The following is a 20,822-nucleotide window of genomic DNA, read 5'->3' as shown; positions in this document are numbered from 1 at the left end:
GAGGTTATATTATAATTTTTTTATCAAAAAGTTCCACAACATCATCTATGCCAACTTGTAAATTCCAAACTTGAAAACCTAACTTTTCAGCCATATCGGTGTTTTCTTTTTTATCGTCTACAAATAATGTTTTTTTAGGATTCAAATTATGATTATTAATCACGTATTTGAACGCATTTTCATCGGGTTTACGAATTCCGATTTCGTATGAAAAATATACTTTTTCAAAACAACTATAAAAATCACGAGCAAAAGTTTGGCCTTCGTTGTGTTCAAATTTTTCAATGTGTGTATGATCGGTATTGCTTAAAAGAAACAAGCGATATTTTGATGAAATCATTTGCAAAAATTCCAATCGATACAATGGAAAATCGCCTAAAATTGAATTCCAAGCGGCTCTTATTTCCACTAAACCAGCATTGGGAAGATGTTTCTGAAAACCTTCCATAAACTCCAATTCATCAATTTTTCCAATTTCGTACTTTTTATTTAAGGCATCTAAATCGTCATGCCAAGCTGTTAACCCTAATTTTCTAAATTCGGTATCAATAGCTTGTTTGTTCAAATCGATAAAAACATCGCCAAAATCAAAAATAATTGCTTCAATCATAATTCTTGAAAATTTTAAGTTCATCATCTATTATGTCAAAACTAGCAACCGGATTTCCGGAAATAATTGGGGCTGTTATGCCGTTTTGAAATATTGTTTTTCCTTTAAAAATTCTTGCTTCATCCCATAAATTCAAATTTATGAACGATTGCAAGGTTTTACTTCCTCCTTCAATAATAACCGATTGTATGTTACTTTTATACAAAAGGGTGCAAATTGAAGAAATCAGGTTAGTATCAAAGATAGCATTTTCAAAGATACAATTTTCAGTTGAGGTGTAATTTTCACTTTCGGTTATAAAAATTGTTTTTTGTAAATTGTTTTTTACATGATAGTTTTCAGAAATCTTACCTGATTTATCCAACACAATACGAATTGGATTATTTCCAGAGAAATCGCGTGCATCTAATTTTGGATTATCGTCTAAAACGGTAGTTGTTCCCACTAAAATAGCTTGTTCTTCAGTGCGCCATTTGTGAACCAATTGTCTGGAATATTGATTTGTAATCCAAATTGGACTTTTTTCTTCTTTCGAAATCGGAGCAATAAATCCATCAGCTGTTTCTGCCCATTTCAAAATAATATAAGGTCTTTGTTTTTGATGGAAGGTAAAAAATCGTTTGTTGAGCTCATTACATTCGTCTTCTAAAATGCCAACGGTTACATTTTTGCCGCTTTCAATCAGTTTTTTGATGCCATTACCGGCAACTTTTGCAAATGGGTCAACGGTACCAATCACTACATTTGGAATTTCATTTGCTATAATTAAATCACAACACGGTGGTGTTTTTCCGAAATGGCTACAGGGTTCTAAACTTACATAAATTGTGGCTTCTTTCAATAATGATTTATCTTTTACCGAATTCACCGCATGGACCTCCGCATGAGGTTCGCCAGCTTTTTTGTGCCAACCTTCGCCGATAATTTTGTTTTCATGTACAATTACACTACCCACTAACGGATTTGGATACGTAGTTCCCAAACCATTTTTAGCGAGTTCAATACAGCGTTTCATGTAAAATTCGTGCGTTGTCATGATACAAAAATAAGATTTTTAACAATTAAAAAATGGATTTTATGCGAACTTTGTTTTCTGTAAGGGTACCACAACCTAACCTTTGATATACCTTTGCTATGGCGTATCTATACTTGTGCTACGTAGTTGTATAAAATTTAAATTTACGTACTTTTACCCAACAATAAAAATGCTATGCTAATTAGAGAAATCCAACAAAAAGATAATGAGTCGATTGCGAATGTAATTCGTGCTATTTTTCATGAATTAGATGCGCCAAAAGTAGGGACTGCTTATGCTGATCCAATTTTAGATACATTATATGAAGTCTATCAAGCGCCTCGTTCAGTGTATTATGTAGTGGAACACGATGGAAAAGTGGTTGGGGGCTGTGGTGTGGCGCCTTTAGAAAATGGTGATGATTCGGTATGTGAATTACAAAAAATGTATTTTGCTCCCGAAATTAGAGGAACGGGTTATGCAGAGAAAATCATTGAAAAATGTTTGGAATTTGCCAAAACACAAAGTTTTAAAATCTGTTATTTGGAAACTTTATCGTTTATGACCATCGCACAAAAACTATATAAAAGAATAGGTTTTGAAAATATTTGTGGTCCAATGGGAAACACTGGGCACAGTAGTTGTGAAGTTTGGATGACGAAGCAGTTATAGTATTAAGATTTGAGTAGTAAGTAGTAAGACAAGAATTATGAAGATTAAGATTTTAGTTTTTTTATTGATTTCTATAGTCGGGTTTTCTCAAAAAAAGAAAGTCAATGAGGCATATGATTATATCAACAATTATTATCAGTTTGTGTATCAGGCACATTATGAATATTTGAAAGAAGATTATCAAAAAGCCTATGACTTATTAAAAACGGCTGAAAAGAATTGTCCGTTGTTAAAACAAAAGGAAGTTAATGAACCTGCAGTTTTAGCTGAATGTGCTATGCGATTAAATAAGCCTGATGAAGCGGTTCATTATATAGAAATTTTAGTTAGAGATTATGGTGCTAAGTTTGAAAATTTTAAAGATGCTCCTCTTTATAAGGATATTCAAAACACAAAATCTTGGAGAAAATTAGAACGAAAAGCTAAAAAATATCATCAGGCTTATCTAAAACAAGTGAATTTAGATTTGAGAAATGAAATTTTTAAAATGAGAGAGGAAGATCAAAAATTAAGAATCAATCGTGATTATGAAGGAGTGAAAAGAGTGGATAGTATCAATGATTTAAAGTTAAGAAAAATTGTAGCAGATTGCGATTGTTTTCCCGATGAAATGTTTCCTCAATTTGGAAACTCTATGATTGATGATGAATTTTTAAATTTTACTTTTTTTGCTTTTCATATCAATAGAGAAAAAGCAGAATATTGGAAACCCATTTTTCTTGATTTAATCAGAAGAGGCAGAGCTCCAGCAAATATTTATGGAGATTTAATAGATAGTAATTTAAGAGGTAATGGCGTTTATCTTTATGGGATTTATAGTGGAATAGAAAAAGATTTGATTGAGGATTTTGATAATTTAGATAAGCGAAGAATAGCAGTGGGCTTGCCTCCGTGGCAATTAAGAAAAGATATTTTAGAGCTTATTAAAAAGAAATACGGTATCTAATGCTACTAAAACAATACAAAAACCTTTTTTTCGACGCTTTAAAAAATATTCAAGACGAACAAGAAATCGAAAGTTTCTTTTTTATCCTTACTGAATATTTGCTTCATTTGAAGCGAGTAGATGTAGCTTTGAATCCGGATTTTGAGATTTCAGATGCAGCAATTGAAAAGTGGAATGCCTTTTTAGTTGAATTGCAACAAGAAAAACCCATTCAATACATCACTGGAGAAGCTTGGTTTTATGGTTTGCGATTTGAAGTCAATGAAAACACTTTAATTCCAAGACCAGAAACAGAGGAATTGGTAGAATGGATAATTGAAAGTCAAAAGTCAAAAGTTCAAAGTCAAAAGTTAGAGATTTTGGACATTGGAACGGGTTCAGGTTGTATTCCCATTTCATTAAAAGCAAATTTACCACAAGCAAACGTTTCAGCGATTGATGTTTCGGAACAAGCGTTAGAAGTGGCTAAAATAAATGCGGTATCAAATAATGTTGAGGTCAATTTTATTCAAGCTAACATTTTAGAAGTGGAAGATTTGAATCAACATTTTGATGTTATCGTTTCAAATCCGCCATATGTTCGCAATTTAGAAAAGCAAGAAATCAAAAAAAATGTATTGGACTACGAACCGCATTTGGCGCTGTTTGTAGAAGATACTGATGCGTTACTTTTTTATAGAAAAATTGCGCAATTGGCGTTAAAAAACTTGTCTCCAAACGGATTATTATTCTTCGAAATCAATCAGTATTTAGGCAATGAAACGGTTGAGTTACTAGAAAATCTAGGGTTTAAAAATATCGAATTGAAAAAAGATATTTACGGTAATGATCGAATGATAAAATGTACAAGGTAAGAAGTACGTGGTACGAAATGTATTTGAGTTATTAGGTAGGAAATTATATATTTACGATAATTTACTTAAAAATAAAAATATGAGAATTGATATGAAAGCAAGAACAAAAAAGTTTACAATTGATTGTGCTATTTTGTGTTCTAAATTACCTCACTCAAGAGAATTTAATGCTTATGTTAACCAGCTTATTAGGTGCTCAAGTTCAGTAGGAGCAAACTATAGAGCATCATAGCGAGCCAAATCTACTGCCGATTTTATTAATAAATTAAAAATTGTTGAAGAAGAAGCTGATGAAAGTAATTTTTTTCTTGAAATAATTTTAGAAATAAACAAGAACCAAGAATTAAAAGCAGAACTAGAATCTCTATTAAAAGAAGGAAATGAAATTTTAGCAATTATAGTAGCTTCAATAAAAACCTCAAGAAATAATCAAAATTCTAAAAATTAGTATTTCGTATGTCATATATCGTACCTTGTACTTTGTATCTCGTACCTCAAATTTATTCGTAACGCAACGCTTCCACAGGATCTAATTTCGAAGCTTTTATGGCAGGATATAATCCTGAAACAATCGTTACAATAAAAGTGGTAATAAAAGCCGCAATAATCGCCATCCAAGGGATTACAAAATCAAAACCAAAACTTAGCGCAATAACTGAACCGAGAAGAATTCCTAATATTATTCCAAGAAGACCACCCATTTGACTAATTATAAAAGTCTCAGTAAAAAATTGCCAAGCAATCGTGCTTCTTGTGGCTCCAAGTGATTTTCGTACACCAATTTCTCTTGTACGTTCAGTAACAGAAACCAACATAATGTTCATTAGTGCTACTGTTGAACCAAAAACGGTAATGGCACCAATAATTACGGCAACCCAATTAATAACAGCTATATTTGAACCTAACGTTTGAATTAAATCATCACTACGTTCAATTCCGAAATTTTCTTTTTCTACTGGGCTTAATTTTCGCACTCTTCGCATGGTAATAATGGCATCATCAACTGCTTCATCTAAAAGAGCTTCGTTGTTGACCATTACATCTAAATCGTAGTTGATATTGGGTGCCGAAAATAAAGAACGCGCTATTTGTGTTGGAATCAAAACCCGTAAATCTTGACTGTTTCCAAATGTAGAACCTTTTTCTTTTAAAACGCCAATTACTTTAAACTTTGCGCCACGAATTGAAATGATTTTATCAATCGGATTCAAATTGGCAAACAAACCTTTTTCAAAATCGGAACCCAAAATACAAACGTAATTGTTATTAGAAACATCAAATGAGTTCATATTTCGACCTTTCACTACTTCCAAACCTTTATTTGGACAATAATTTTCGTCAATTCCAACCACCGAAATTTCTGGATCGGTTTTTTTGTCCTGATATTTTACTTCAATAGCCGAACCTGCTGTAAACGATAGGGAAGTAGTGGTAAATGGGAAATTATATTTGTCTTGAAATGCCTTTGCTTCTGGATAACTAATGATAGGATTTACACGTTGTTCAGTATCATTTTGATTGATTTCGGAAGAAAAATCGTATTGGCTAATTGAAAAAGTATTCGCTCCCATTGAAGCAAAATTTCCAAATAGATTATTTTCTAATGCTTTAGTTAGTGTTAATATTCCAACTAAAAAAGTAATACCTAAAGTAATAATCATCACCGTAAGTGCTGTACGCAAAGCCTGACTTTTAATAGAATCAAGCGCAATTTTTGTGTTTTCTTTAAATAATCCTACCATGACTATAAGACTAAAGTACGAGCGAAATGTTACACATAAAAAGTAAGAATTTAGAATTTAGAATTTAGAAAGTGAAAATCCCGATATTTTAAATCTCTGAATTGATTTTTAATACTGCTAAATATATTCGATATTTGCATGAAAATAATTGGTTAATGAAAGAATTTGACTTAAAGAAGCGAACAAAATCATTTACAATTTCAATTTTGAATTTGGTAGATAATTTACCAATGAAAAATTCTACAAGAATTATTGCAAATCAATTGGGGAAATCTGGAAGTTCTGTTGGGGCAAATTACAGAGCTTCTTTACGAGCAAGAAGTGATAATGAATATTTATCAAAGATGAATATTGTTTTAGAAGAAACAGATGAATCTCATTTTTGGTTAGAAGTTCTTCAAGAATTAAATGTTGTTGATCAAAAAGTGTTGAACGAACTTCTAAATGAAGCAAATGAATTAACTGCTATTTTTGTAACAACTTTAAAAAACACAAAAAACAGAATTAACAATAAATAAATTATTTTTTAGATTTCTCATTTTCAGAATTCTAAATTCTAAATTCTAAATTTAAAATGGCACAAAAACCAAGTATACCCAAAGGAACCCGAGATTTTTCACCAGCAGAAGTGGCGAAACGCAATTATATTTTCAGTACGATAAAAACCAATTTTGAAAAATTTGGCTTTCAACCGATTGAAACGCCTTCGTTTGAAAACTCAGAAACCTTAATGGGAAAATATGGTGAAGAAGGGGATCGCTTGATTTTTAAGATTTTGAATTCGGGAGATTTTTTTGATGTTTTCAATAAATCCTTGATGGAAATTATAAAAACGATATTATTCAATTTACAGAATTTTATTAAGGCAAATCCAGACAGTAATAAGAATTCTGAATTTGTTGAAGCGATAACGTCAAAAGCAGTACAAGAAGCATTTTTACGCAATCCTGTTGTAGAAAAAATTGATTATAAAAATTTAAAGGAAGAATTAAATTTAATTATTTCAAATCATTTTCTATATAAACCTGATTTATTGGAAGAACTTAAAAATTCTAATAATGATTTATTAAGTCTTTATTCGATGACAGTATTTGGAATTTTTATTTCAAGTGCACAATCTAGACATTTAAGTACAAATATTACTGAAAAAGCGCTTCGTTACGATTTAACGGTTCCATTTGCGCGTTATGTGGTGCAACACCAAAACGAAATTGAGTTTCCGTTCAAGCGTTACCAAATTCAACCGGTTTGGCGTGCCGATAGACCTCAAAAAGGACGTTTTAGAGAGTTTTATCAATGCGATGCTGATGTGGTGGGTTCGAATTCGCTTTGGCAAGAAGTAGAGTTGGTGCAATTGTATGACTCGGTTTTTAGTCAGTTAGGTTTAGGTGGCGTTACGATTAAAATTAACAATCGTAAGATATTATCTGGAATTGCTGAGGTAATTGGCGCTTCGGATAAATTGATTGATTTTACGGTTGCGTTAGATAAATTAGACAAAATAGGAGCCGACGGCGTGAAAAAAGAAATGTTAGAAAAAGGCATTTCGGAAGCGGCGATTGAAAAAGTACAACCGTTGTTCAATTTCACAGGAACTATAAACGAAAAAATAGAAAAATTAGCGCAATTATTAGCTAATTCAGAAGAAGGAATGAAAGGTGTAAACGAGTTGCAATTTATTTGTGACAACGTTACGACTTTAGGTTTGCAAACCGCTTTCTTGGATTTAGATGTTACATTAGCGCGAGGTTTAAATTATTACACAGGTGCCATTTTTGAAGTCGCTGCGCCAAAAGGTGTGGCTATGGGTTCCATTGGTGGCGGTGGTCGTTATGATGATTTGACGGGGATTTTCGGATTGAAAAATATGTCGGGCGTTGGAATTTCATTTGGTTTAGACCGAATTGCTTTGGTAATGGAAGAAGTAGGTTTATTCCCAGAAGCCGTTTTAGCGACCTCAAAAGCTTTATTCTTAAACTTTGGTGACAAAGAAGCTCTGTATTCGATGAAAGCTATCGGAAAATTACGTCAAAAAGGAATCAAAGTCGAATTATATCCAGATCAATCAAAAATCGATAAACAATTCAAACACGCCGATAGAAGAGGTATTCCATTTGCAGTAATTGTAGGAGAATCGGAAATAGAGCGTGAAGAGTTTGGTTTAAAAAACTTAGCTACTGGTGAACAGCAAAAAGTAGACTTTGCAACATTAGTTACGTTATTACAATAAATAAAAGCCTAGCTTTGTTAAACGCAAACTTGTCACGCTGAAAAGCGTCTCTTTTTACACAGAGATTCGCTGAGTTTTTTTATTTTGATTGTGTTGAATAGAGATACACAGAGCGTTTCACTTATATGAGCTTGATTTTGCCCTTGAACTTGTAATTGAATTTGTAATTGATTTTTGAAATGAATGTAGACGACGAAGCTAAAAAAGTAATTTGGTCACTTCAGCACAATAAGCGTACTGAAGCAGAGCGAAGTGCGTTTGAACCAACAGGTAAAAAACCGATGAATAAAAACGTGGTTTATGTTTTATCAGCTATCGGAATTACTTTTTTGATGAGTTTTGCTTTGTCGCAATTTTCAAAAGAAACCACTCAATTTTGTTTTTTTATAGAAAGCTATTGCTTCAATTCAACTGAAAATCCATTGGCGTTCACGTTTTATATTTTCATGAATCTTTGGATTTTAATTTTAGGAATTGGAATCGCTTATTGGATTGGAAAAAAGTTAGGAGATCGATTCAAAATTTAGATAAACCATTCCATTTATGGCGACAGAACGTTTTCAAAATGATTTGCAACTTGCTGAAAAATTACTTTATAGCGAATGTGGTTTTCAACTTCAACATCTTGTTTGGAATTCTGAAAGCGCAAATTATGGCGCTTGTTCTTTTGAATTGAACAACTATAAAATTCAATACCGTGTTGCCAATATCACGCCTACAAAAATCGGTCAGTTTGTAGCTATTTGGAAACGAAATAACAGCGGTATAACAGCTCCTTTTGACGTGGCTGATTCGTTAGATTTTTTGATTATCTCTGTGCGAGATTCGGAGAATTTCGGTCAATTTGTTTTTCCAAAATCGGTTGTAGTTGCTAAAGGAATTTTTTCTCAGAATGAAAAGGGAGGAAAGCGTGGTATTAGAGTTTACGCACCTTGGGATAAACCCGAAAATAAACAAGCTATAAAAACACAGGCTTGGCAAGAACATTATTTTGTAACCATCAAAGAGGACTTTTCAGAAGACTTAAAAAAAATAAAACGGATACTTTTGGTTTAGAAAAGCACCCGTTTTTAATTTCTATTTATGGTTTAACCCTATTCTTTTGGGGTTATTCAATTATAATTTTATGACTGAAATAGTTGTTTCCATCAAGTTTTATTTTCACTATATAAATTCCCGTTTCAACGCGTTTAACAGGTAATTTTATATTGGTTTCTGAGCTGTTTATTGCCCAATGATTTATTTTTTGACCTAAGATGGAGAACAATGTAACGGCTTCAATAGTTTGATTTTTGGTATTTATGATTTCAATTTTTTCATCATCCGCATTATAAAAAGCTAGGGTTGAATTGGTTTCTATATCGTTTGAAGATAATGTTTGATTTGTAAAGCGAAGTGAAAATCTATTTGCTGTTTCACCTGCAGGAAGCATAAGACTTAGGTTTGATGCCGTAATATCATGATAGCTATTGTTTGAGTTGTCGTGAATGTATATTGGTTGGTTTAAATCAAAATTTTCTAAACTATCAATCATAATATTCACTAAACCTGCCTGACTTGATTTTAAAGTTAACGGATAAGATGCATTAGCATTAAAATAGCCTACTCCTTGAATTACTAAATTGTAATTACCACATCGAAAATAGATATCATCTGGTTGAATGTCTATAATTTCCCCATCATAACCTAAATTATGCGAGTCATCCGCATTTTCATTCATAAAACCAATTAATAGTTGGCGGTGTGAATTTGTAGTTCCAGAATATCCTAATCTTATTTTTGCAAACGTATCAGTTGTTGTTTGTTGATCACTAGAATTGCTAGAGTTTGGTAAATTGCTTTGTGTTTTAAACATTTCATTTGAATCGGCATCGTCTTCTTTGATAAATCCGCGCTGACTGTTTTGATAAATGATTTGACCTCCCGTCGAATTTCCTTTTACAAAGAACCCTAGAGCAACAGGGATATATCTACCAGGAACTCTCAAACTTGAGCCCAATCCACTTATTGTAGGAGGTGAAACTGGAGGTGTTCCGCCAACTAAATTGCGTGCTGCGTAGCCACCTTGGTATCCTGCTAGTACATGAGAATTGTTTGATGGATAGTGTTCCCAAAAATATAAAGTCCCAGTAATTGCCCCTATATTATCTGTAATAAATGCATTTGCATCAAGAGCTGATGGATATGGATTTCCAATTAAATTGATGTTGTTAATGCCAATTTGAATTCCACTGTGATTGATTAATCCATTGTTTGGCTTTCCAGAGAATACATAATTTTGTGTTGCAATAGCTGGAGGTGTTGCAATTCCACTTCCTTTCATGGTATATGCTTGAGCGGTTTGAAGAACTGTATTTTCATTAATTTGTTCCCAATTTGCATACTCTGATGTTAAGTTTGTAAACTTAAATAACCAGTATCGCGCTATATTCATTGGGTTTGCCGAGCCATTAAAACCGGCCACCCAAGTAATTGATTGTGGTGTTGCTGGATTAGTACCATCTTTAAGTGCATTGGCGATGGTAAATCCTGTATTGTTACTTACTGCACTAACGACTGTACTAACTGGAGACGACCAATAGTTGTAGTTGTAAAGGTTTCCACTTCCTTGTTGATCTCTTTCTAAGATTCCTGTTCCACTAGGATCTAAATCACTATCAGTTGTTTGTATTAATTGTGATTTTCCTGTTAAATCAATTTTTCCATTAATTTTTAGGTAATGTGAAACCTCCAATTTTGAGTCGTTGTCAATTTCTAAAGTATTGTTATCAACAATAACCGCCAGAAGCGTTTTATTGCCCACAGAAGTTACATTATGTGCAGTTTTTATAATATTCCAATCAATTTTTGTTGGAATGCTATTGATGGTTAAACTACTGTTTGGATAATACATCTCTGTACCATTCGTCCATGCTGACGATGAATCCCAAGTTGCATTTGCTGCCGAAACATAAGGTAGTGGGGCTGTTTGTTCTTCAATGGTATAACGGGTATAATTACTTAAATTACCTCTTAGTTTTTTTCCTGATGCATCATTCAAACTGGTTCCTATGTAGTTGTTCAAGTTGAAATAGGCAAAAATATCTGAAGTCCATGTTTTTGAACTGATATCATTTTTTGTAATGGTTGCAGGAATGATTTTACCGCTTACCGTATTTCCAATTCCTTGTTCAATTTCTTGATTCATTACAAAACGAATTTCACTTGCTGTAAGTGCGCTATTCCAAATGCGGATTTCGTCTAATTTGCCTTTAAAAAAGTCAACTGTACTACTTTCGTTTACATATCTAGCTCCAATTACGAATACGTTACTAATGTCTGTGCGTGCATTCATATTGGTTTGCACATCAAGAACACCGTCGATGTATAGTCTTCCTACATTTGATCCATCAAGCGTAAAGGTTACGTTGCGCCACTGATTTGAATTTAATGCAGTATTACTAACAATTTCTGAAGTAGTGGTTCCATTATTAAAACGCATTACTACTTTATTGGTATTGTCAATTAAAAAGTGATAACTGGTTTGTGTACTTCCTTTTTTAGAGACAATAGTTTTGTCATTATTAGAAGAATTTGATCCTTCACCGTTTACCCATGCAGAAATTGAAAAAGCACTGTTTACAACTGGAATGTCATTAAATCGCACATAATCGTCAGTTCCATCAAATTTGATGTGTCTAGAAGCAATTATTTCTTCTGCAACACCAATTTTCATGTATTTAGTTCCGTTGAAATTGTATACAGCTTCTAGGTTTGTACTTACTGCATTTAGAAAAACGGTTTCTATATTAGTTGTAAAATTAGCATCGTCTGCTATTATTAGGACATAGTCACTATTTCCTGATAATGCAGGAAGAGAGGCCAAAGAGGCGGCTGGAATTGAAATTTTTACATTTCCAATATCTGTAATTGTTTTTTCAACGATTTTCCAAGTTCGGTTAGTAGCGTTTGTTACAGTAGTAACAATAGTGCTGCCTAAGTTTATTTCAATAGGAGAAGCCATTGTGGTTAAAGGATCTATGGTGCTTCCCCAAATTAAGTAATCGCCATCATTTGCAAAAGTATTTGTATTTAATGCATTTGTTGCATAAATGTCAGAAAGTCCAATAGTTAGATGACTCTCAGGATCAATACTTTTACTTTGTTTTTGGTTTAATCCCGTACAATCATCACGGCCAATTCCAGCTACATTATAAGTAAAGCCACTGTGAAGTGTGTTGTTCCATAATGCAGTTCCATCTGAAGCAATAAATTCTCCAGGAACGTGTGGCAAACTAATTGCTGTTACAGGAAATAAACCTGGGTTGATACCATATTTAATTCCAAGGTAGGTTTCTATTTTTTTTCTATCAGTATCTGATTTACGTGCCGAAAACATCATGATTTCTAATATATCTCCATTAAAACTTGGTCCAAAATACTCACTTCGGCCAATCCAAAAACGAGAATTTAATATTAGTTTGAACGTTCCAACATTTACTTCTGACATTAACGCAGGGTTTAGGGTTACTCCTAAATCAACTCCGTCTAAAAATAAATCCATACCCGTTCCAGCCGCATTTAGTCGGGCGTTAAAGATAACTGGACGATCATAAGTTATCGTGTTGGAAATAATGGCTCTACCATATTTAGTATTAGGGCCTTGGTTATAAGCAGCAATATTTGGTACGCCTGCACCATATCTTGTTGAAGTGTTATTTACTGATAGTCCAGTAATATCTTCATTCCCTGCAATTTCTAAATAATCATCACCCATTAATACATCTTGTGTAGCGATAGCAGCACTAATTGGTGTACCTGGATTTATGACAATAAAAATATCATGATTATAAAATCCTTGTCGTGAAAATAGTGATTTTGTACCATCAAAATTTACTACTGGATTAAAGTTTACATTGCTAGTTGCATTGTTTTTATAGAGCGGTCTAGTTGTTGAGGTTCCAACTGCATTTGTCCAATCTGGATTTATTCCTGTTGCGTTTGGCCATATATCAATTGCAGCATTATTAGCTAAAGCTGATAAATTATCTGGTTTATACCAAATTTCTAATTTATCATAAGCACTACAGCTAGGATATGTTTTGGCGGTAACTGGATAACCTATAATTTTGAAATCATCAACGGCAACGCCTCTAAAACTATTATTACTGCTATCCGATCTAAATTGTATTGCGAATCTAATGTTGTCTTTGTTGTCAAAACCTTGTGACGGTAAGTCAATACTCGCTGAAAACCAAGTATTTCCAGGATTACCACTCCATGCCCTTTGATTGCTTCCAAATGCACCAACATTTGTTCTGGTGTACCAATTGACTGCTTGATCGCTTTCTTTTCCTAAAGTATTCCAAGTTGCTCCGTCATCTGTTGAAAATAAAATTTTAAAACCATCGTAATCTAATTCGGTTTGGTAATTAAATTTTAAGGATAGGGTTAATCTTTCATAACCAGTAAGATTAATCTTAGGTGTAATTGCTGATGTATTCAAACTGTTTGCATAACCTGCAAGATATAAATAAGGAGCTGTAACACCAGTAGTAGTAAAGTTGGCGTTGTTTCCTCTAGTCCAACTTCCCATTGTAAATGCATTATTGCCTGTTCCTGAAGAAAAATCTGCATTAAAAATGGTAGTTTGTGCTTTTGTTTCTATAACAGTTAATAGAATTAAAAACAAAAGATTTTTAAAAGTAGTTTTGTTGACTTTCATATTACCGGGGGTTTTAGAGAAAAATTTTTATGATCAATCTTCTTTTTTATTGAAGCGATTGACTGTTTGTACCATTAGCAACCAATAAATTATTATTGAGCCGTAACTAGCAATAGTTTTTGAAAGTAAATTATTGATTGTAGGGCTTTTAAACTTAAAATAGTTACAGCAAATGTTATTAAAATTACCTTGGATATGTAATTGTGAAGTAATAACTGTAATGGTTTTTTTAATAACTGATTCGTTAAGACTTATCGATTGAGTTAAAAAAAGTGTATAGATTGAGTTTCTTGGGATTACCCATTTTTAAAAATTTCTTTTACAGCAATTTCATAATTTTTACTATTTCCTGCTTTTTTGATCTTTTTAAATGTTTTTTGAGGATTTGAAAAGGATTCTGAAAAGTATTCCCAAAAGCCTAACATTTTCATTCGGATAGGTGTTGGACCAGATAAATAAGCATCATATTCTTGGTAAATTTCATCATGAAATGCTTCAAAAATTTCTAATTTATTTTTTGGATATGCAGTAGTATCATTTTTAATCATGCTTGGTAAAAATGGATCGGCAATTAAGCCACGACCAATCATCCAATGGTCAATTGATGGAAAACGTTCTTGTAATTCTTTAAATTTAGAAACGGAAGTTATATCTCCGTTGTAATATATTTTATGTTTTGTATGATCTAAGCACTTTTGAAACGAATCTAAATCCACACCACCTTTATAAAGTTGTTTTCCTATTCGCGCATGAATAGCGATGTTTTTAATTGGATATTGGTCTAAAATGGGGAATACATCTAAAATTTCGGTTGCGTTTTCATACCCCATTCGCATTTTCATAGATACAAGAATATCCGTTTCGTTATGAACACGCTTTAAAATATGTTCAATTTGCGACGTATTGCTAATTAATCCTGAACCCATTCCGCATTTTGCAACCATTGGATAGGGGCAACCTAAATTCCAATTTAATTCTTTGTAACCAAATTGCTGCACGTATTTGGTAACAAATAAAAACTCTTCTGCATCATTAGTAATTATTTGAGGAATTACTTCTAAAGTAGTGTTGTTTTCGGGTAAAATATCTCTTTCGTAGGAACCTTTAACTGCTAATTTTCCATTTAATTTGATGTATGGCGAATAAAATGTATCGATTCCGCCAAAGTGTTTGTGGAAGGCGTTTCTGAATCTAAAATCGGTAAATCCCTGTAAAGGCGAAGATAATAAGGTAATGCTCATGCGGCAAAGGTAATAGATTATTCTCTTTTTTGTTCAAATAACCAATTATACATGGCATCTTGATGAAAAATATTTTCAACGCTTCCGTGATTTCCCCCTTTTATGACGGTAAAAATTAGTTTTGCTTTTTCATTGCATTTTCGTATTGCATTAACTACTTTTTGTGATTCTGAAATAGGAACTATATAATCTTTGTCGCCATGTTGAATCCAGATAGGAATTGTGGATAATGTACAACCATCGCTTGTGTTTCCGCCGCCACAAATTGCAACTGCTGCTGTAATCTTATCGGCATGTTTTCCAGCAAAGTGTAATGTTCCATAACCGCCAAGACTCATACCACAAACATAAATTCGGGATTCGTCTACGTTATAATTTTTCTTTACATATTCTAAAACTTCCAACACTTTATCAGGATTCCAACTGCCTTTTGCTAATTGAGGCGCTACAACAATTGCAGGTATTTTTCGACCTTTATCCATTGCACGAAGCACGCCATATCTTCTAACACGATTTAAATCGGTTCCAGAGAGACTTTTTCCGTGAAGAAAAATAAGAATGGGTTGTTTTTCGGTTTTTTCAGTTTCGGGAACATTAATCCAAAAAGGGTATTCGGTTTGGTTTGTAATGGTTTGTAATTGTGCAAAACCAGAGTTGAGCCCAAATAGAAATAAAATAAGATAAAAAACTTTCATAAATTTTAGATAATGAATTACAAAAGTAATCTATTTGTTTTAAGCGAAAAATTTAAAATGTTTCTAAAAAATAAATCCCAGTAATTATGGTATTTGTGGCGTTTATTTGAGGATTATTTTCTTACTGTAATATTTGCCTTCATTTGATTTTATTTGAACAATGTAAATGCCATCACTTAGTGTTTTTGTTTTTACAGAAATGTTAGATTGTTCTTGGTTAGCTACATTCCAGCTTTGTATTTTTTGACCTAAAATCGAAAACAGTGTAACCTCTTCTATGCTTACATTAGTCATTAGATTCTCGATTTTTATTTCATTAGATTCAGCAACATGATATATATTGAATGTGTTTTCTATACTATGATTATCTGCTGATAACGTTTGATTCGTAAAACGCAAACTAAATCGAGAAGTAATTGTACCTTCAGGAATCGTAACTTCAAATATATTATTTCGAATGTCAAAATAAGTATCGGTTAAATTATCGTGAATATAAACAGGTTGATTGCTATCAAAGTTTTCAATTTCAATTAGCATGAATTTTACCACTCCAGTTTGGCTACTAACCACTGTTAAAGGATAAATATTTGATGCATTAAAGTATCCTTCACCTTGAATCATTAGTCTTATGTTTCCTAGTTGAAAATATGCGTCATTGCTTTGTGGATCCATTATTTCACCATCATATCCTGGGTTGTAATTGTTGTCTGCGTACTGGTTCATAAAGCCCAATAAAAGTTGTCTGTGCAAGTTTGTACTTCCAGTGTATCCTAGCCTAATTGTTGCAAAACCAGAGTTTGTTGCTGTAGTTTCAATTGTGCTAACTTTGGAATTACTTTTAAACATGTTATTCGAATTGCTATCATCTTCTTTTACAAATTCTCTTTGGCTGTTTTGGAATGTTACTTGACCACCAAGATTATTACCCTTTACAATATACCCTTGCCCAATAGGAATGTTTCGTTCAGGAATTCTTGTACTAGAGCCGAGACCACTTATTAAGGCAGGTGTGATTGGAGGTACTCCACCAACCAGATTTCTTGCAGCATATCCACCTTGGTAGCCAGCTAAAATGTGAGTATTATTTGAAGGGTAATGTTCCCAAAAATATAATGTTCCAGAAAGGGCACTCAAATTATCTTGAATAAAATCATTTGCATCTAGGGCTGATGGATAGGGGTTTCCAGTTAGTAGAATATTTTCTGGACCAATTTGAATTCCGCTATGATTAATTGTTCCGTTATTTGGCTTTCCTGTAAAAACATAGTTTTGTAATACTATTGCTGGTGCTGTTGCAATAGCTGATCCTTTCATGGTATATCCTTGACCAGTAAGTATGATTGAATTTTCATTTATTTGCTGCCAATTGGCATAAAGAGGTGTTAGGTTTGTGAATTTATACAGCCAATATCTAGCTATTTGCAATGGATTTGAAGAACCATCATATCCAGAAACCCAAGTAATAGGTTGTGGATTGTTAGCATCTGTGCCATCTTTTAAAATGGAATTAATCGTAAATCCAGTATTGTTTTCAGTTGAAGATGCTACTGAACTAACCGGTGAAGACCAATAATTGTAATTGTATTTGTTTCCGCTGCCTTGTTGATCACGTTCTAGGATTCCACTGCTTGATGGGTCTAAATCACTCTCAGAAGTTTGTAAGAGTTGAGACATTCCTTGTAAGTCTATTTTTCCATCTAATTTCAAATACCAATCATTTTGTAACTTAGTGTTGTTTTCCATTACGATATTAGCCATTGAATCAATTAATAGCCCTAAATCAATATTGTCAATTATTGAAGTAATATTGTGTTTAACATGAAGTATAGACCAATCATAATCATCAGCATCTAGGCCTCTAATTTCTTTTGTAACTGAATGTACTGCAGTAGCAAAATCACCATTTTGTTCTGTTACAAAAGGCATTGGAGCTTCTTGATTTTTAATGGTTTTAATATTGTAGATTTTTGCACCCACAGTATTGTCAATTGAAACGGTAGTATGATTGTCGATAATATCATCTTTATAATTATCCATTCTAAAATAGCGAATTAGATTAACCCAAGGCAGAGATGGAACATCTTTTGGAATGATTTCACCTCTAATTTGACCGTTATTATTATAGATTTCTTGATAGACTATTTTTTGTAACTGCTCGTCTGAAAGCGCAACATCAAAAAGCCGTACTTCGTCAATTTTTCCTTTGAAATAATCTGTATCAGCAATTGGATTTTTTCCGATAGTAAACAAAGATGGGTCTGTATTTATAGCTCCTGAAATTGAAATGCTATCTGTATGTTCCCCGTTGATATATAAATTCAGCATGCCATTAGCACCATCAAAAATTGCGGCAACATGAATCCATTGTGAATCAGCCATTGAAACGTTGTGTTCAAGAAGTGTTCCGTTAGCAATGATTTTTATTTTTTTTGAATTGTCAACTGCAATTTTGAATTTGTCTTGGCCAACAACTACTCCTTCTGTTGTAAACGAACTATTTATATTTATCCAAGCCATTAACGAAGCATTTTGCCATCCGCTCATTAATGTTGCATCTGTGGCATAGTCGTTTCTTCCATCAAAGGCCAAAAAAAGTTTTCGTTCTAAATCTCTTGGAGAACCAAATTGGTTATTATTTGTGTCAAAGTTGTCGATTATTCCATCTTTATCAAGGTCTGTTGTTCCATCAATTATCCCATCATTATTGGCATCTAGATTCGCATAAAGTGTTTTAGCAATATCAAAATTAGTTCCATCTGAAGTTGTATCAAGATAATTTGGAATTCCATCACCATCTGAATCTAAAACATAATAATAAAAAGGGGCAATAATAGTTCCTTGATCTAAATTGCCATAAATACCAAAATTATAATCATACTTGTCTAATATTCCATCTCCAAATCCTTCTAAAACACCATCGGCATTTGTGTCTTTATTTCTAAATGTTTCCGATTCTGGTCCGTCTCCCGTTCCATCACCATTAATGTCGCCATCACCATTTTCATAACCTGCATACGCATTTGGATTTCCTGCCCAAGATTCATCTACGTCAAAAACACTATCATTATCACTGTCTAGATCTAAGTAGTTAGGAACACCATCGCCGTCATGATCAGGAACTAAATGTAATTCTGCAGCATCATGCATTCCATTTAAGTTAGCATCTATCCAATTAACGACATAAGCTTTACCTTCACTCAGGTTTCCTAAGCCTACTTCAACCACGTCTGGAATTCCGTCGTTATCTGAATCCAAGTCAAAAACGTCTGCCACGCCATCATTATCTAAATCGCATAAAGTTTGTGAGATTAAAATGTCGTCTAAAGCTAAGTCATTTCCTGTGCCACCTGTTTCGTTATTGATGAAAATTACTTTAAAAGCACTCACATTTAGTACTAAGTCGGCTGTAAAATGTTGCCAATCACCTGCTAAGTTTCCTGCTGTGGTAGGTGTAATGTCTCCTGTTTCGATAAAAGTAATTAGAGCATCATTCATATCTCTAAATTCAACCCTAACATCTGGTCTCAATCTAGTAGCAATACCCGGCGCGTTGGTTCTGTCTAGGTTTAACACCCAAAAACTATAGGTTATAGGAATGTTTGGTAGTGCACCTGAAATAGTTGCTGTATAAAAAATACCAGGCGTGTAGGAAGCATTAAATATAGCCATTCGACCATTAGTGTCGCCAGTATGGTCTCCGCCTAAATGCCAATAATCAGCAGCCCAAGATGCTATTTGAGCCGATGAACCCACCGTGTATTTTCCATCGTTTAAATCTACTGTGCTTAAATTTGGACATTCAGGGGTATTAATACCAGCGGTTCCATCTTCGTAACAGTAGGTTGTTATTGCATCATAAGTTGTATTAATGGTTGTTCGAACTCCTGTGCCAAAAGTTTCATTTAAAAATTTATAGTTTACTTTTGGACCGTTCATTAAATTACAATTGTTTTCTTCAGTAGCATCTTCGATACCATCATTGTCATCATCAATATCAATATTATCGTAAATGGCGTCATTATCACTATCAAAAAAAGTTTGTATGCCTTCTCCTTTGATTTCAAATAGGTAGGGGTTGTTTGTGTCAGCATTACTTGGTATTGAAACAATAGCTGTTTTTGTTCCCAATACTAAAGGGTTAAAAGTAATTTGAAAAGTTGTTGATGTTGCAGTATTTATTGTGTTAGCCGGGAAACTGGAGACGCTAAAATCGCTACTTCCAGTTATCTGAACTGTAGGACTACCAGATAAGTTTATGGTATTCGATCCGATATTTTCAATAGTAAATGTTTTAACAATTGGAGTTGCAGCTACTTGTGTTGTGCCAAAATCTGTTCCATTACTTATAATCGCAGCACCATTGTATGGAACAGCGATTGAATTGGTGCCACTTACATTAATATAGCTTCCAATCAGTGTTCCAGACAGGCTTACATTATCAATAAAATAATAATCTCCTGTATTGGCTTGATTATCTCTTTCGTCAAATCTAATTCGCACTAAAACTTGTGAATTTCCATTTGGGATATTAAAAGTATAAGAGGAGCCAACTGTATTTCCTGCTGATGACGCATGCGAAAAGCCAAGATTATCACTTGTGTCATTTTTTCCGTCAATAAGTTTGGTTGAGGTGAATGTTAAGCCATTATTATACGATACATCTAAGTAAAAGTCATCATTATCATCAGGAGTACCGTTACAAGAAAAATGTATTTTTAAATTAACATTTGTATATGCGCTAATTGATACATTATTGAATAAAATTTCTGGGTCATTATAGGTAATTCCAGCTGTAGAAGTATTTGAGCCACCAAATCTCAATGAATTTGGTGAGGAAACAAAAGTAGAAGTATTTGTTTCAATTGTTCCTGTATTGATTGAATTTGAATAATTCCAAGTGTCTGATGCAGTGCTGTCAAATCCTTGGTATTGAATTTGATATTGAGCAACGCTATTTAGGAATGTGAATGCAATTAGAAAAGTAAAAAAAAGTTTATTTGTTTTGCGTGTAATTTTCTTATTCATCTTCTTTTCAATTTAGAGGGTTATTGATACTTAAAGCTCAGTGAAATAAGAAATTTTTGGAGGTGTAATTTGGAATTGAAACTGTTAA

The 20,822-nt window shown here is 33.2% G+C and carries 14 protein-coding genes and 1 pseudogene; 8 read left to right on the top strand and 7 right to left on the bottom strand.

From position 1 onward, the window contains the following. Positions 1-4: 4 nt before the first annotated feature. A complete protein-coding gene (locus tag OLM52_RS07570; RefSeq protein WP_264547934.1) occupies positions 5-610 on the bottom strand; it encodes an HAD family hydrolase in 606 nt (201 codons plus the stop codon). Further along, positions 603-1,646: a bifunctional diaminohydroxyphosphoribosylaminopyrimidine deaminase/5-amino-6-(5-phosphoribosylamino)uracil reductase RibD gene (gene ribD / locus OLM52_RS07565; protein WP_264547933.1), complete on the bottom strand. Its 1,044-nt coding sequence runs from the start codon at positions 1,644-1,646 to the stop codon at positions 603-605. Before ribD ends, OLM52_RS07570 begins: the two co-directional genes overlap by 8 nt. 174 nt (positions 1,647-1,820) lie before the next feature. Between ribD and OLM52_RS07560 the strand changes: the two genes are divergently transcribed. From OLM52_RS07560 to OLM52_RS07545, 4 genes and pseudogenes are all read left to right on the top strand, one after another. Then, positions 1,821-2,297 (top strand): GNAT family N-acetyltransferase, encoded by a 477-nt coding sequence (locus tag OLM52_RS07560; protein WP_264547932.1) that lies wholly within the window; start codon positions 1,821-1,823, stop codon positions 2,295-2,297. 37 nt (positions 2,298-2,334) lie between these two features. Next, positions 2,335-3,243, top strand: coding sequence for a hypothetical protein (locus OLM52_RS07555; protein WP_264547931.1), 909 nt, complete (start codon positions 2,335-2,337; stop codon positions 3,241-3,243). Next, entirely contained in the window at positions 3,243-4,097 is an 855-nt protein-coding gene (prmC, locus tag OLM52_RS07550) for a peptide chain release factor N(5)-glutamine methyltransferase (protein WP_264547930.1), read from the top strand. Before OLM52_RS07555 ends, prmC begins: the two co-directional genes overlap by 1 nt. Positions 4,098-4,176: 79 nt before the next feature. Next, positions 4,177-4,545 (top strand): annotated as a pseudogene (locus OLM52_RS07545) (four helix bundle protein). A 52-nt stretch (positions 4,546-4,597) separates the two neighbouring features. On the opposite strand, the gene OLM52_RS07540 reads toward OLM52_RS07545, so the two are convergent. Further along, positions 4,598-5,839 carry an ABC transporter permease gene (locus tag OLM52_RS07540; protein WP_264547929.1) on the bottom strand — a complete coding sequence of 414 codons (1,242 nt, stop codon included), beginning with the start codon at positions 5,837-5,839 and terminating at the stop codon, positions 4,598-4,600. A gap of 155 nt (positions 5,840-5,994) precedes the next feature. On the opposite strand from OLM52_RS07540, the gene OLM52_RS07535 reads away from it, so the two are divergent. The 4 genes from OLM52_RS07535 to OLM52_RS07520 all read left to right on the top strand — a co-directional run bounded on the left by OLM52_RS07535 (position 5,995) and on the right by OLM52_RS07520 (position 9,125). Continuing rightward, complete coding sequence (locus tag OLM52_RS07535) at positions 5,995-6,357, top strand: four helix bundle protein (protein ID WP_264547928.1); 363 nt, start codon at positions 5,995-5,997, stop codon at positions 6,355-6,357. 56 nt (positions 6,358-6,413) lie between these two features. Next, a complete protein-coding gene (gene hisS / locus OLM52_RS07530) occupies positions 6,414-8,069 on the top strand; it encodes a histidine--tRNA ligase (protein ID WP_264547927.1) in 1,656 nt (551 codons plus the stop codon). A 179-nt stretch (positions 8,070-8,248) separates the two neighbouring features. Further along, positions 8,249-8,596 (top strand): hypothetical protein, encoded by a 348-nt coding sequence (locus OLM52_RS07525; protein WP_264547926.1) that lies wholly within the window; start codon positions 8,249-8,251, stop codon positions 8,594-8,596. Positions 8,597-8,612: 16 nt separating this feature from the next. Beyond that, positions 8,613-9,125 carry a MepB family protein gene (locus OLM52_RS07520; RefSeq protein WP_264547925.1) on the top strand — a complete coding sequence of 171 codons (513 nt, stop codon included), beginning with the start codon at positions 8,613-8,615 and terminating at the stop codon, positions 9,123-9,125. Between the two features lie 52 nt (positions 9,126-9,177). Here OLM52_RS07520 and OLM52_RS07515 read toward each other — a convergent pair whose 3' ends face one another. The 4 genes from OLM52_RS07515 to OLM52_RS07500 form a co-directional block, all read right to left on the bottom strand. Next, a complete protein-coding gene (locus OLM52_RS07515) occupies positions 9,178-13,773 on the bottom strand; it encodes a LamG-like jellyroll fold domain-containing protein (RefSeq protein WP_264547924.1) in 4,596 nt (1,531 codons plus the stop codon). A gap of 296 nt (positions 13,774-14,069) precedes the next feature. Further along, on the bottom strand, positions 14,070-15,014 hold the full coding sequence (locus OLM52_RS07510; RefSeq protein ID WP_264547923.1) for a tRNA dihydrouridine synthase: 945 nt from the start codon (positions 15,012-15,014) through the stop codon (positions 14,070-14,072). A 17-nt stretch (positions 15,015-15,031) separates the two neighbouring features. Beyond that, the gene (locus OLM52_RS07505; RefSeq protein ID WP_264547922.1) at positions 15,032-15,709 is read right to left on the bottom strand and encodes a prolyl oligopeptidase family serine peptidase; all 678 of its coding nucleotides are present in this window, start codon (positions 15,707-15,709) and stop codon (positions 15,032-15,034) included. A 102-nt stretch (positions 15,710-15,811) separates the two neighbouring features. Further along, complete coding sequence (locus tag OLM52_RS07500; RefSeq protein ID WP_264547921.1) at positions 15,812-20,734, bottom strand: LamG-like jellyroll fold domain-containing protein; 4,923 nt, start codon at positions 20,732-20,734, stop codon at positions 15,812-15,814. Between the last annotated feature and the right edge of the window lie 88 nt (positions 20,735-20,822).

The sequence above is a fragment of the Flavobacterium sp. N2820 genome (assembly GCF_025947285.1).
Classification (GTDB): domain Bacteria; phylum Bacteroidota; class Bacteroidia; order Flavobacteriales; family Flavobacteriaceae; genus Flavobacterium.
Note: the sequence above shows the minus strand (reverse complement) of the source record. Positions and strands in the feature narration are given on the sequence as shown.

Excerpts from the sequence above, each read along its gene's own strand:
- OLM52_RS07570 (WP_264547934.1), bottom strand. The coding sequence starts at position 610 with ATGATTGAAGCAATTATTTTTGATTTTGGCGATGTTTTTATCGATTTG.
- ribD (WP_264547933.1), bottom strand. The coding sequence starts at position 1,646 with ATGACAACGCACGAATTTTACATGAAACGCTGTATTGAACTCGCTAAA.
- OLM52_RS07560 (WP_264547932.1), top strand. The coding sequence starts at position 1,821 with ATGCTAATTAGAGAAATCCAACAAAAAGATAATGAGTCGATTGCGAAT.
- OLM52_RS07555 (WP_264547931.1), top strand. The coding sequence starts at position 2,335 with ATGAAGATTAAGATTTTAGTTTTTTTATTGATTTCTATAGTCGGGTTT.
- prmC (WP_264547930.1), top strand. The coding sequence starts at position 3,243 with ATGCTACTAAAACAATACAAAAACCTTTTTTTCGACGCTTTAAAAAAT.
- OLM52_RS07540 (WP_264547929.1), bottom strand. The coding sequence starts at position 5,839 with ATGGTAGGATTATTTAAAGAAAACACAAAAATTGCGCTTGATTCTATT.
- OLM52_RS07535 (WP_264547928.1), top strand. The coding sequence starts at position 5,995 with ATGAAAGAATTTGACTTAAAGAAGCGAACAAAATCATTTACAATTTCA.
- hisS (WP_264547927.1), top strand. The coding sequence starts at position 6,414 with ATGGCACAAAAACCAAGTATACCCAAAGGAACCCGAGATTTTTCACCA.
- OLM52_RS07525 (WP_264547926.1), top strand. The coding sequence starts at position 8,249 with ATGAATGTAGACGACGAAGCTAAAAAAGTAATTTGGTCACTTCAGCAC.
- OLM52_RS07520 (WP_264547925.1), top strand. The coding sequence starts at position 8,613 with ATGGCGACAGAACGTTTTCAAAATGATTTGCAACTTGCTGAAAAATTA.
- OLM52_RS07515 (WP_264547924.1), bottom strand. The coding sequence starts at position 13,773 with ATGAAAGTCAACAAAACTACTTTTAAAAATCTTTTGTTTTTAATTCTA.
- OLM52_RS07510 (WP_264547923.1), bottom strand. The coding sequence starts at position 15,014 with ATGAGCATTACCTTATTATCTTCGCCTTTACAGGGATTTACCGATTTT.
- OLM52_RS07505 (WP_264547922.1), bottom strand. The coding sequence starts at position 15,709 with ATGAAAGTTTTTTATCTTATTTTATTTCTATTTGGGCTCAACTCTGGT.
- OLM52_RS07500 (WP_264547921.1), bottom strand. The coding sequence starts at position 20,734 with ATGAATAAGAAAATTACACGCAAAACAAATAAACTTTTTTTTACTTTT.